We start from the raw sequence: 11880 nt of genomic DNA, 5'->3' as shown, positions 1-11880 counted from the left end.
ATTGGCGGCATTATAGACCAAGAAAATGATAGAATTGATAGAATTGATCCGGCAAAATAAACTTGCTGAATTTAAACAGGCTTTAAAAGAGCTTGAAGAGCTCCAGATTCATGAATACCTTTATGAAATATTAGATAACAACCCTGTTGAAATCAATGAGGAAAGTTTTTCTCCTTACGGTTATCAGATCGAATTTTTAGAAGGGCTCCAACTTTATAAGGCCCTTGAAAAATCTGAAATCGGTTTGGATCATTTAAAGCAATACTCCAATCTTTTGGTCCATCTGGCTTTCTTCATGAGTGCTCATATTCAGAATCTTGCTCATGAAGCCATGAGTCAGAATACTTATCTTACGGATCTTAACCATATATACCGTTTTAAAATTTATCCTGAGATCAGAGAAGGCATCCAGGAGCTGATCAATTTACTTAAGGACAGATCCGGTGAAGAAAAATCCATTGCCAATCTTGCTGCAGCAAAAGCCAAAGTAAGCAATTCCATAGACAACATTCTCGAAAAATATCAGATCGGAGAAGATATGCTCCAGTTCGCAGAGGCTTTTGAAAAGGTAGGTGAAACTGACACCGCTGTAAAAATCCATCAGGGAATTATGAACGATTTTGAATGTGAATCAGTAAAACTAAGCTCTGGTATTATTCCTGAAATGACTCATGTAGATGATACACCTGAAGCCGAAATTGAGATTTTCAATAAAGCTAAAATTAATTTTGAAAGACTAACCGGGCAAAAAGTACAGGAACCCAACCGGATTCATATTACAGAAAGCCGCCAGACCGAAAAAACAATGACCTCAACAATCGAAACACCCCAGTTTAATGAATCAATACATTCTCCTCAGCCTGATCATACTTCTTCTAAACCATCAGGATTATTGGATAAAGTAAAAAGATTTTTCGGTAAAAACTAATCCTTTTTTATACTTAACATGAACCCATCTCCTATTACCACAGGCCAAAGAATTAAAGCCATTGTAGGCGGATCTATCGGAAATCTGGTGGAATGGTATGACTGGTATGCTTATGCTGCGTTTGCCATTTATTTTTCCCATTCCTTCTTTCCGGATTCAGACCTTAATGCACAGCTTATGAATACAGCAGGAATCTTTGCCGTTGGATTTCTCATGCGTCCTATTGGCGGATGGCTGTTCGGAAGCATTGCGGATAAGATCGGAAGAAAAAGAGCCATGACATTATCTGTATTGTTGATGTCGTTCGGTTCACTACTTATTGCCCTCACTCCAACTTATAAATCCATAGGAATTTTTGCTCCGGCATTACTGCTGCTTGCCAGGCTGCTCCAAGGATTGAGTGTAGGTGGAGAATATGGAGTTTCGGCGACTTACCTCAGTGAAATGGCAACACAGGACAGAAGAGGTTTTTACTCCAGTTTTCAGTATGTAACATTGATTGGCGGTCAGCTTATCGCATTAGGAATTCAGCTTATTCTACAAAAATTATTATTAACAGAAGCTCAATTGGAAAATTGGGGCTGGAGAATTCCTTTTGTAATTGGAGCCATGCTTTCTATTATTGCCTTGTACCTCCGTGCTAATCTCCATGAAACCGAAGCTTTTGAAAATAAAAAAGAACTTAATGAAAAAAAGAAAGGAACTGTAAAAGAACTTCTGAAACATCCTAAAGCTTTGCTGACCGTGGTAGGGCTTACATTAGGTGGAACACTTGCCTTTTACACCTATACTACTTATATGCAAAAATTCCTGGTGAATACTGTACATCTTACCAAAGAAGAATCCACTCTTATTTCTTTTATCACATTATTTATATTTGCCTGTCTGCAACCTGTATTTGGAGGATTGTCTGACAAAATCGGAAGACGACCCCTTCTTTTGGGATTCGGGATTCTGGGAACTTTATGTACGGTTCCGCTTTTAACAGCACTTAGTATGACAACTTCCATGTGGAGTGCTTTTTTCCTTATTATGGCGGCACTCATCATTGTAAGTGGATATACTTCTATTAATGCAGTGGTAAAAGCTGAACTTTTTCCTGCCGAGATCAGGGCTCTGGGGGTAGGTCTTCCCTACGCTATTACTGTGGCTGTTTTTGGAGGAACTGCAGAGTATATTGCCCTTTGGTTTAAAAAAATCGGTTCTGAAGAATATTTCTACTGGTATATTACAGGCTGTATTTTATTTTCTCTGGTGGTATATATTGGAATGAAGGATACTAAAAATACATCAACGCTGAACAAAGATTAGATTTTTCATTTCTTATCTTCAAGTAAAGATTTAATCGCTCTATAAGAAACGTTCGCCGCAGAAAATCTGCGGCGAACGTTATATTTTTAATGATAAGCTTGTTTAAATTTTTCTATCATATTGTCCAGGTTATGACGCTGAACATATACGGTCTTCACCTCATCATATCGTGGTGATTTGTAGAAAACTTCATGAAAATCCATGCTTCCGTTTCCTACTTTTACTACTTTCTGTACTTCAATATTAAGTTTTTTCAGCTCGTCTTTAAAGACTTTAAATTCATCTTGGATACTATCGCTCATTTATATTTTTTAGTTTTTAGTTAAAAATTCCATTTTTGTCCATCCACCCCATCACTTCCCGGGGTAGCGACTTAAACTTTCAATAAATTTAATAATTATTATCAATATAAACACTATTAAGCCATTATTTTTTAATTATAAACACCAAAAACACAAAAACTTAATTTTTTTCATACCACTAATTAATCACGTATTAGAGAGGAAATATTCTAAAAATTGAGTAAACATCGAATAATTCATGATTTTTATCATACTTTTTCAAGACGAGCTTATTACATAGAAATTATTTACAAAAAAATATTCTGTGTTTTCCTTTGGTGATAAAGGTTTTCTAATGAGAAAAAATATTTTTTCAAAAAAAAATAAAAAAGAAGTGTAACATTTTAAAAAAGCTCGTCTCTAAAAGACAAATAAACCTTAAAACTTAAGAAATCATGAAAAAATTCACATTCCTTCTTATCATCATGTTATTTTTTGCAGCAGCATGTAATATATTTGGCCAGGAAAAAACATATCCATTTGAGGTAAAAAAAACCGGAAAGGGAAAACAGTCTTTAATTTTGATTCCCGGATTTGCTTCTTCTGGAGATGTATGGAAGGAGACCACTGCAAAGTTTGAAAAAGATTTCACCTGTTACACTTTAACTATGGCAGGATTTGCAGGAACAAAAGCTGATGCTGATGCCAGCTTCAAAGATTGGGAAACAGGAATTGCAGCTTATATAAAAACTCATAAAATTGAAAAACCCATTATCATTGGACATAGTATGGGAGGTGGCCTTGCCCTGGCTATCGCAGCAGATTATCCTGAACTCGTAGGTAAAATTGTTATTGTAGATACTTTACCTTGCCTGGCAGCAATCTCTAATCCTAACTTTAAGTCTAAAGAAAATAATGACTGCTCATCAACCATTAATAAATTGACCACTATGCCTGATGAAGATTTCCGTACAATGCAGACTCAATCTATCCCACGCCTTTTAGCAGATACTTCTATGCAGAGTACAGTAATTGACTGGAGCATGAAATCTGACAGAAAGACATTTGCTAAAATGTACTGCGATTTCTCTAATACCGATCTGAGGGAAACCATCAAAAATATACAATGTCCTTCTCTTATTCTTCTGGAATCCTATTTTTCATTTATGAAACCAGCGATTGAAGCACAATATGCAAATCTTAAAAATGCCAATTTTCAATATTCTACAAAAGGACTGCATTTCATTATGTACGATGATAAAGAGTGGTATTTTAACCAGTTAAATAACTTCTTATCTATAAAATAATGGTATTTGAAGATATTTACGACCTCTACTGGCAAAAGATATTCCGTTTGTGTATGGGATATGTGAATGATACGGACCTTGCTCAGGATCTTGCCCAGGAAACATTCATTATCGTATGGCAGCAGCTTCCAAAGTTCAGAAATGAATCCAGTATCGGAACATGGATCTTCAGAATTGCTTCCAATAATTGTCTCCGGCAGATTAAAAAGGAAAAAAAGTTTTCCAAAGCAGATCTCCCTATCAATCTGGAAGAAAAAAAACAGGAATCTATGGAACCGCAGATCCAACTGCTTTATCAGTTTATTTCAGAACTGCCGGAAACAGACAGAATTATTATCTCTCTAGAACTGGAAGAAGTAAAGCAGGCGGAAATAGCTCAGATCACAGGCCTTTCGGAAGCCAATATCCGGGTAAAAATTCACAGGATCAAAGAAAAATTAACACAAAAATTTAAACATAATGGATACTAATATTGATTTTAAAAATATATGGAAACAGCAGACGTCTCCAAAACCTAATATAGAGGAACTTCTTAATAGATTGAAAAAGTTTAGAAATGAAAACCTTCGCAAACTGATCCTCACCAACCTTTTACTGATTGCAACCAGCTTGTGTATTGCTTTTATATGGTATCGTTACCAACCTCAGCTTATCAGCACAAAAATCGGGATCGTACTTGTAATTCTGTCTATGGTTATCTTTTTGCTGGCCTACAACAGACTCTTGATGGTCTTTTATAAAATTGACAATACTCAATCCAATAGTGAATATCTCAATAATCTATATCTGGTAAAAAATAAGCAGAAGTTTATGCAAACCACCATGCTTAATCTGTATTTCGTGATGCTTTTTCTTGGAATATGCTTATATATGTACGAGTATGCTTCAAAAATGTCATCTTTAACCGGAATTTTGGCGTATGTATTAACTTTCCTTTGGATAGCTTTCAACTGGTTTTATATCAGACCTAAAACAATAAAGAAACAGCAAGGAAAAGTTGATGAATTAATTAATAAATTTGAAGAAATAAACAATCAATTAAAGGACTCATGAATTCTTCCACTAATAAAAACCACTGGGAAAATGTGTATGAAACAAAAAATCCTGACCAGGTAAGTTGGACACAGGAAAAACCTCAGACTTCTCTTGATTTTATTCATTCTTTCGGATTGGGAAAAGAAGCTAAAATCATTGATATTGGTGGTGGGGACAGTAATCTGGTTGATTTTCTCCTTGAAGAAGGCTATCAAAACATTACAGTATTAGACATTTCTTCCAAAGCTCTGGAAAAAGCAAAACAAAGATTGGGAAACAATGCTCACAAAGTGAAATGGATTGCTACAGATATTACTGCTTTTGAACCTACAGAAACTTACAATATCTGGCATGACAGGGCAGCCTTCCACTTCCTAACAACTTCGGAACAAGTTTCAAAATATATTGATATCGCAAAAAATAGCACTGATGGTTTTCTGGTTTTAGGAACTTTTTCCAAAAATGGACCAACTAAATGCAGTGGTCTAGACATTCAGCAATATGATGAAGAATCATTATCTGAAAAATTTGACATTGCTTTTGAAAGAATAAAATGTATTACTGAAGACCATATAACTCCTTTTGAGACTATTCAAAATTTTATTTTCTGCAGTTTTAGGAAGCGCCGATCGTTATAGTTTTTTTATTTAAAATCTTTAAAACTATTATCTCTGTCTACCACAACAAAATTAAAATTCTGATAATACCAACGATAACAAAAAAGAGAGCACTTGACTCTCTTTTTTATGCTATGTAATTTTTATTTTGACTCCTCCTCTTTTTCCAGTTCTACTTCATGACGCAGTTGGGCTTTATATAAAGTAGAGTAATATCCGTTTTTATCCAGAAGATCGAGATGCTTTCCTTCTTCTACAATTTTACCATGTTCCATCACAATGATTTTATCTGCTTTTTCAATCGTAGAAAGCCTGTGGGCAATAATGATAGATGTCCTGTTTTTAGTAATTTTTTCTGTAGCTTTCTGAATCAGCTTTTCACTTTTGTGGTCAATGGAGGAAGTGGCTTCATCCAGAATCAGAATTTTAGGATCAGATAAATAAGCTCGCAGGAATGATAATAACTGTCTCTGGCCTAAAGAAATTGATGAACCTCTTTCACTTACTACATAATCATATCCACCCGGAAGCTGTTCGATAAACTGATCCACTTCAATTTCTTTAGCCCCTGCTTTTATTTTTTCAAGAGTAATACTATCATCACCAAAAGAAAGATTTTCAAAAATACTTCCGTGGAAAAGGAATACATCCTGCAATACCACTCCGATATGACTTCTGAGGTTATAAAGCTCATAATCCTTTAAATCCACATCATCAATAAGGATATTTCCGGAATTAATATCGTATAATCTTGTAATCAGACTGATAATGGTAGACTTTCCTGCCCCTGTTGCCCCAACAATCGCGACCGTTTCGCCAGGATTAACTTTAAAATCAATGCCTTTAAGCACTTCCTGCTTTTCATCATAAGCAAAATGCACTTTCTGGAATTCAATTTTACCGGCAAAGTGATCTTTCTTCACAGTTCCTGTATTGGTCATCGAATTATCTTCATCCATTAATCCCAATACTCTTTCCGCTCCTACAATCCCTCTCTGGATATTATTGAAACGGTCAGCAATCTGCCTTAAAGGGCGAATCAACATGGAGATATACTGAATAAAAGCAATGACTACCCCGGCACTGATCGTAATATATCCCCCATAAAACAGGATAAATCCTATAAATAATGAAGAAATAAGTTCTACCACCGGAAAGAACAATGAAAAAATGAAAACGGTCCTCAATAATGCTCCTTTCAGGGTTATATTGATATCATCAAATTTTTTAAATTCGGATTCCTGCCTGTTGAATACCTGAATGATTGACATTCCTGCCAGCCTTTCCTGTACAAAAGAGTTTTGGGTAGATGTCCAGTTTCTTTCGTCACCAAAAGCTTTTTTAAGCCTTTTCTGAAAAAATCTTGTAATGACTACCATTAAAGGCAGTATCGCCAAAGTAATATAACTCAAATGAACATTGGTACTGAACATCATCACCAGCACAAACACGATTCTCAGAATATCCCCAAAAACCATCAGAAATCCGTCGGTATACACTGTTGCAATGGTTTCCACATCTCCTACAGCACGGGTCACCAACTGACCGATTGGAGTTTTATCAAAAAATGATGTTTTAAAATAGATCAGTTTGGAGTATAGTCTTTCACGAATATCACGAATGACATTCTGTGAGATAAAGTTTGAAAAATAAACCAGAAAGAAGTTTAAAACGGTTTCTGCAAACACCAGCCCTACAAGGATATAGATATGTTTCATCATCAAAGCCTTATCCTGAAGCTTGGTGATATCATTATCCACAACCTGCATGGTAAGGTATGGTCTGTAAGTAGAAACTATTGAAAGTATGATGGAGATTACTAAAGTAAGGATGAACCAGGAACGAAACTTCATTCCAATAAAGAACAGCCTTTTTACAATTCCCCAGGTATCTTGTTTTTTCATTATACGAATTGAAGAAAAGAATTAAAATTCTCTGCAAAAATAAGACATTATAAGTTGTTAGCCTTTACAACTTCAACAAATCGTTATAGAAAATATAAGATACCTATCATTTACAGAATGAATATCTTTCGCAGTTACCCTCATTTTTATCGAGTCTACCAAAAGGTTTATTTTTAATTCTGCTATTCTTCTGAACCCTTACCGATCTGTTGAATTTCTATAGAAGGCTTTTGCAGATTCTCCTTCTTATATTTCCTTTCAAGAAGCAGATAAACACCCCAAACCGCAAGAAGAGAGATTAACCAACCAATAAGATTAGGGGCAGAGAAACCTGTATAACTTACATTATTCACAGCCTCCGGATCGGTGGAAGCTAAATAAACACCATAAGACATTCCTAAAATAATCTGAGTTCCCAGATAAACTCCTATAGCCAGAAGCCCCAGATGCCATTTTACTTTTCCAAATTTTTCTGCTAGCCCTGCATAATATCGGTAAGCACCAATAAGAATAAAAATTGATAACATGATTATAGTTTTTTAGTTTTCTATTTAAAAGTCGTAGCCTACATCCACAAGATACAATCCATGGGCCGGAGCTGAGGTTCCGGCAGCATTACGGTTTTTATCTTCAATAACCCTGCGTAAATCTTCAGGTTTTAGTTTTCCTGTACCAATCTCCACCATTGTCCCTACAATAGCACGAACCATATTTCTCAGGAAACGGTTGGCAGAAACTGTAAATTTCAGTTCCGCTCCATTTTGTTCCCATTTTGCAATATACATTTTGCAGATATTGGTTTTATTATCCGTTTTCAATTTCGCAAAACTGGTAAAATCCTCATATTCAAAAAGGATCTTACAGGCTTCGTTCATTTTATCAATATCTAATGATCTTTTCCAGTGCTGCCAGGCAGATTCCTGGGTAAACGGATTTTTTTCCAACGAAATATAATATTCGTAGGTCCTATAGGTTGCATCAAAACGGGCATGAAAGTCATCCTTCACCTTGAAAATTCTATCAATGGAAATATCAGGTGGGAGAAAACTGTTCAGCCTCCGTGGGAGCTCAGCACTCAGCTCCTGCTTAGTATCAAAATGCGCAAATATTTTTTTAGCATGAACACCGGTATCTGTCCTTCCGGCTCCTGTCGTTTTAATCTCCTCTCTTAAAATGGTGGAAAGTGCTTTTTCCAATTCTTCCTGCACGGAAATAGCGTCGGGCTGTATCTGATAGCCAAAATAATTCTTTCCGTTGTAAGAAAATTCTATAAAGTATCTCAATGTATTGTAATAACTCCACAAAAATACTTTAATTTAACGAAATATTTGTTGAAAAGTCTTTGAGAATATTACTCTAATGCTTATGAAAATTCCTATTTTTGCAATCGTATGAAAAGATGGTACCTTTATCCTTTTTCCCTTGCTTATCATATGGTAACGGGTATCCGAAACACAATGTATGATTTGGGGATTTTTAAGTCTACAAAATTCAAGACACCGATAATCAATGTCGGGAATCTTTCTGTGGGCGGAAGCGGAAAATCGCCAATGGTGATGTATCTCGCTCAATATTTATCCAAACATTACAGAACCGGAGTCCTTTCGCGCGGCTACGGAAGGTTAACCAAAGGCTACGAGGTTACGAATTATGAAAGCAACTACAAGATTGTAGGGGATGAAGCCATGCAGCTTTTTGAACGTTTCAAAAACCGTTTTGTTATCGCTGTTTCCGAAGAACGTGTTCCTGGGGCTAAAAAAGTGATCGAAGATATGGATCTTGGCGTACTGATATTGGATGATGCAATGCAGCATCGTGCTATCAAAGCGGGATTCAATATTCTGATGACCGATTTTAATGATCCGTTTTTTAAAGACTACCTTCTTCCTGCCGGAGATCTTAGAGAATCCAGAGCAGGCTCAAAGAGAGCTGATATCATTATGGTCAGCAAATGTCCTGATGAACTGACGGAGGAAACCAAAAGATATTATATTTCAAGGATCAGACCTTCCTATAACCAAAAAGTATTCTTTTCATCCATTGGTTATGATGAGAATGTATACGGAAAGGATAAAATGCTTCCGGATAACAATCTGAACTATTACGATATTCTACTGATTACCGGAATTGCCAATCCAAAACCATTATTGGAACATCTGGCAAAATTCTCAAAAAGAGTTACCCACCTGAAATTTAGAGATCATCATAATTTCACGGAGGATGATATTAAAAAAATCCTTGCAGAGTATAAAAAATTAGGAGAATATAAACTGATATTAACCACAGAGAAAGATTACGTTCGTCTAAAAACTTTTGACTATCTTAGAGAAATTGTTTACTACTGGCCTATCAATGTCATTATTGATAAAAAAGAAGAATTCAATCAAATCATCTTAGATTATGTTAGAAAAAATTAAAGAGACAGCTGATTTCATCAGAAATATCATTCAGGATACTCCTGATTTTGCTGTTGTTTTAGGATCCGGACTTGGAAAACTGCAGAATGAAGTAGAACCGATCCATGTTTTAGAATACAAAGATATTCCTCATTTTCCACAGACTACAGTGGTAGGACATACCGGAAAGCTTATCTATGGAATATTAGAAGGGAAAAAAGTGTTGATGATGAGTGGCCGCTTTCATTACTATGAAGGACATTCTATGGAAACGGTGACCTTTCCTGTAAGGGTTTTTCATCTATTAGGCATTAAAAATCTTATTCTTTCCAACGCTTGTGGTGGAGTAAATCCGGCTTACAGCATTGCAGATATCGTTATTTTAAAAGATCATATCAATATGATGCCTGAACATCCGCTTCGAGGCAAAAATATTGATGAGCTTGGACCACGATTTGTGGATATGAGTGAGCCTTACAGCAAAAAAATGATCACTGTAGCAGAACAAACTGCCGCAGATAACAATATTAAAGTCCATCAGGGAATCTACGTTGCCCTTCAGGGCCCTACTTTTGAAACGCCTGCCGAATATGGAATGATTAAAGCCATTGGCGGAGACATGGTAGGAATGAGTACTGTACCAGAGGTAATTGTTGCCAGACACATGGGAATGGATGTATTCTGTATGTCTGTTATCACAGATCTTGGCGGACCGGATATTGCTTTTGCTGTTTCTCATGAAGAAGTTTTAAATGCAGCGAATAAAGCGATGCCAAATGTAATCACCATAGTGAAAGGCTTGATTAAAAACTATCACTAGAGACCACTGTGTCAATCTAAAAATATTTATTTCTTACCCGCGGAGGTAATTCATCTTCCATCAATATCTATACAAGATCCATAGAAATTGTCAATAATATAAATTTTTCCCAATTCATAAAAAAAACAATCCTGAATTGGTATTCATTGCTTAGTTTTGTGTAAATGAAATTGTAGAATGAGAAAGTTGTTATTAATTTTTATGGTAGGTTTGTTCGGCTTAAGCTATGCACAGAAAACGCCTACTGTTCTTAAGACCGGATTTTCCAAAGAAGCCTTAAAGCAAAAACTGGAAGATGAGGATGGAAAAGCCATTACCATCCAGGAAATTCTGGATCAGCATAAAGGAAAAGTTTTAGTGATTGATTTTTGGGCCGGATGGTGCAGAGATTGTCTTCAGGCACTCCCAAAAGCTGAAATATTAGAGAAAAACAATCCTAATGTTGACTTTGTTTTCCTATCACTGGAAAGATCTAAAGAAGGATTTGACAAGAGTCTTGTAAGATTCAATATGAAAGATAAAGATAATTACTGGTTTGCATCAGGCTGGAAAAATGATTTCAATAATTATGTAGATCTGAACTGGATTCCAAGGTATATGATTATTGATCAGAAATCAGCGATTGCAAAGTATTATGCGATTTCTCCGGAAGATCCAGAGATCCAGCAGACCATTGACAATCTTTTAAAATAATTTTTAAAACATCAAAAACCTTGAAGTTTAAACACTCTACTTTTTATGGAGGGTTTAAACTTCACTTATTTTTTACACCATGACTACAAGAGAAGCTACAACACAAGATTTAGAAATCCTATTAACCTTTGAACAGGGAATTGTTTCAGCGGAAAGACCTTTCAACAGTACATTAATTGATGGTGAAATTCATTATTACGACCTGAATGAATTCATACAATCACCTGATGCCACTTTAATTGTTGTAGAAAACGATGACGAAATTGTTGCTTCAGGCTATGCCCTGATCAAAAAATCAGAGAAAGATTATAATCAGTTTAAAAGCTATGCTTACTTAGGCTTTATGTATGTAAAACCAGAATACAGAGGAAAAGGTATCAATAAAATAATTACTGATGAACTTATCAACTGGTCAAAATCCAAAGGAATTTCAGAAATAAGACTGGATGTTTACGCTGAAAATGCATCTGCTATAAAAGCGTATGAAAAAGCTGGTTTTGAACCTCATCTTCTTACCATGAGACTGAAGCCGTAAAATGCGGGAGACAGGAAGAGGGAAGCTGGAAGTAATTAAAATGTTACCAACAA

The 11880-nt window shown here is 35.6% G+C and carries 14 protein-coding genes; 10 read left to right on the top strand and 4 right to left on the bottom strand.

What is annotated here, in order from left to right; all coding sequences use genetic code 11:
• Positions 1–25 precede the first annotated feature (25 nt).
• On the top strand, positions 26–928 hold the full coding sequence (locus AC3HD6_RS12575; RefSeq protein ID WP_488896634.1) for a hypothetical protein: 903 nt from the start codon (positions 26–28) through the stop codon (positions 926–928).
• 18 nt (positions 929–946) lie between these two features.
• Positions 947–2239, top strand: a complete 1293-nt coding sequence (locus AC3HD6_RS12570; protein ID WP_488896633.1) for an MFS transporter — start codon at positions 947–949, stop codon at positions 2237–2239.
• A gap of 86 nt (positions 2240–2325) precedes the next feature.
• Here the strand turns inward: AC3HD6_RS12570 and AC3HD6_RS12565 are convergent, their stop codons facing one another.
• On the bottom strand, positions 2326–2541 hold the full coding sequence (locus tag AC3HD6_RS12565) for a hypothetical protein (protein ID WP_488896632.1): 216 nt from the start codon (positions 2539–2541) through the stop codon (positions 2326–2328).
• A 434-nt stretch (positions 2542–2975) separates the two neighbouring features.
• Between AC3HD6_RS12565 and AC3HD6_RS12560 the strand changes: the two genes are divergently transcribed.
• From AC3HD6_RS12560 to AC3HD6_RS12545, 4 genes are read left to right on the top strand one after another with little or no spacing between them, the layout of a single operon-like run.
• The gene (locus AC3HD6_RS12560; protein ID WP_488896631.1) at positions 2976–3827 is read left to right on the top strand and encodes an alpha/beta fold hydrolase; all 852 of its coding nucleotides are present in this window, start codon (positions 2976–2978) and stop codon (positions 3825–3827) included.
• A complete protein-coding gene (locus tag AC3HD6_RS12555; RefSeq protein WP_488896630.1) occupies positions 3827–4297 on the top strand; it encodes an RNA polymerase sigma factor in 471 nt (156 codons plus the stop codon). Before AC3HD6_RS12560 ends, AC3HD6_RS12555 begins: the two co-directional genes overlap by 1 nt.
• Positions 4287–4880 (top strand): hypothetical protein, encoded by a 594-nt coding sequence (locus AC3HD6_RS12550; protein ID WP_488896629.1) that lies wholly within the window; start codon positions 4287–4289, stop codon positions 4878–4880. Before AC3HD6_RS12555 ends, AC3HD6_RS12550 begins: the two co-directional genes overlap by 11 nt.
• Positions 4877–5500 (top strand): class I SAM-dependent methyltransferase, encoded by a 624-nt coding sequence (locus tag AC3HD6_RS12545; protein ID WP_488896628.1) that lies wholly within the window; start codon positions 4877–4879, stop codon positions 5498–5500. The genes AC3HD6_RS12550 and AC3HD6_RS12545 overlap by 4 nt, the downstream gene beginning before the upstream one ends.
• A gap of 122 nt (positions 5501–5622) precedes the next feature.
• On the opposite strand, the gene AC3HD6_RS12540 is transcribed toward AC3HD6_RS12545, so the two are convergent.
• The 3 genes from AC3HD6_RS12540 to truA all read right to left on the bottom strand — a co-directional run bounded on the left by AC3HD6_RS12540 (position 5623) and on the right by truA (position 8687).
• Positions 5623–7383: an ABC transporter ATP-binding protein gene (locus AC3HD6_RS12540; protein WP_488896627.1), complete on the bottom strand. Its 1761-nt coding sequence runs from the start codon at positions 7381–7383 to the stop codon at positions 5623–5625.
• Between the two features lie 182 nt (positions 7384–7565).
• Positions 7566–7910 (bottom strand): hypothetical protein, encoded by a 345-nt coding sequence (locus tag AC3HD6_RS12535; RefSeq protein WP_068944745.1) that lies wholly within the window; start codon positions 7908–7910, stop codon positions 7566–7568.
• 24 nt (positions 7911–7934) lie between these two features.
• Positions 7935–8687 (bottom strand): tRNA pseudouridine(38-40) synthase TruA, encoded by a 753-nt coding sequence (truA, locus tag AC3HD6_RS12530; protein WP_488896626.1) that lies wholly within the window; start codon positions 8685–8687, stop codon positions 7935–7937.
• Positions 8688–8774: 87 nt separating this feature from the next.
• Here truA and lpxK point away from each other — a divergent pair, with 87 nt between their 5' ends.
• The 4 genes from lpxK (at position 8775) to AC3HD6_RS12510 (ending at position 11827) form a co-directional block, all read left to right on the top strand.
• A complete protein-coding gene (gene lpxK, locus AC3HD6_RS12525; RefSeq protein WP_488896625.1) occupies positions 8775–9800 on the top strand; it encodes a tetraacyldisaccharide 4'-kinase in 1026 nt (341 codons plus the stop codon).
• The gene (locus tag AC3HD6_RS12520; protein ID WP_488896624.1) at positions 9784–10599 is read left to right on the top strand and encodes a purine-nucleoside phosphorylase; all 816 of its coding nucleotides are present in this window, start codon (positions 9784–9786) and stop codon (positions 10597–10599) included. Before lpxK ends, AC3HD6_RS12520 begins: the two co-directional genes overlap by 17 nt.
• Before the next feature lie 177 nt (positions 10600–10776).
• Positions 10777–11292: a TlpA family protein disulfide reductase gene (locus tag AC3HD6_RS12515; RefSeq protein ID WP_488896623.1), complete on the top strand. Its 516-nt coding sequence runs from the start codon at positions 10777–10779 to the stop codon at positions 11290–11292.
• 79 nt (positions 11293–11371) lie between these two features.
• Positions 11372–11827 carry a GNAT family N-acetyltransferase gene (locus tag AC3HD6_RS12510; protein WP_488896622.1) on the top strand — a complete coding sequence of 152 codons (456 nt, stop codon included), beginning with the start codon at positions 11372–11374 and terminating at the stop codon, positions 11825–11827.
• The last annotated feature ends 53 nt before the right edge of the window (positions 11828–11880 follow it).

The organism is Chryseobacterium sp. II3a, assembly GCF_057815135.1.
Note: the sequence above shows the minus strand (reverse complement) of the source record. Positions and strands in the feature narration are given on the sequence as shown.

What these genes read in the sequence shown, in the direction of transcription:
- AC3HD6_RS12575 (WP_488896634.1), top strand. Translation starts at nt 26, where the DNA reads ATGATAGAATTGATAGAATTGATCCGGCAAAATAAACTTGCTGAATTT.
- AC3HD6_RS12570 (WP_488896633.1), top strand. Translation starts at nt 947, where the DNA reads ATGAACCCATCTCCTATTACCACAGGCCAAAGAATTAAAGCCATTGTA.
- AC3HD6_RS12565 (WP_488896632.1), bottom strand. Translation starts at nt 2,541, where the DNA reads ATGAGCGATAGTATCCAAGATGAATTTAAAGTCTTTAAAGACGAGCTG.
- AC3HD6_RS12560 (WP_488896631.1), top strand. Translation starts at nt 2,976, where the DNA reads ATGAAAAAATTCACATTCCTTCTTATCATCATGTTATTTTTTGCAGCA.
- AC3HD6_RS12555 (WP_488896630.1), top strand. Translation starts at nt 3,827, where the DNA reads ATGGTATTTGAAGATATTTACGACCTCTACTGGCAAAAGATATTCCGT.
- AC3HD6_RS12550 (WP_488896629.1), top strand. Translation starts at nt 4,287, where the DNA reads ATGGATACTAATATTGATTTTAAAAATATATGGAAACAGCAGACGTCT.
- AC3HD6_RS12545 (WP_488896628.1), top strand. Translation starts at nt 4,877, where the DNA reads ATGAATTCTTCCACTAATAAAAACCACTGGGAAAATGTGTATGAAACA.
- AC3HD6_RS12540 (WP_488896627.1), bottom strand. Translation starts at nt 7,383, where the DNA reads ATGAAAAAACAAGATACCTGGGGAATTGTAAAAAGGCTGTTCTTTATT.
- AC3HD6_RS12535 (WP_068944745.1), bottom strand. Translation starts at nt 7,910, where the DNA reads ATGTTATCAATTTTTATTCTTATTGGTGCTTACCGATATTATGCAGGG.
- lpxK (WP_488896625.1), top strand. Translation starts at nt 8,775, where the DNA reads ATGAAAAGATGGTACCTTTATCCTTTTTCCCTTGCTTATCATATGGTA.
- AC3HD6_RS12520 (WP_488896624.1), top strand. Translation starts at nt 9,784, where the DNA reads ATGTTAGAAAAAATTAAAGAGACAGCTGATTTCATCAGAAATATCATT.
- AC3HD6_RS12515 (WP_488896623.1), top strand. Translation starts at nt 10,777, where the DNA reads ATGAGAAAGTTGTTATTAATTTTTATGGTAGGTTTGTTCGGCTTAAGC.
- AC3HD6_RS12510 (WP_488896622.1), top strand. Translation starts at nt 11,372, where the DNA reads ATGACTACAAGAGAAGCTACAACACAAGATTTAGAAATCCTATTAACC.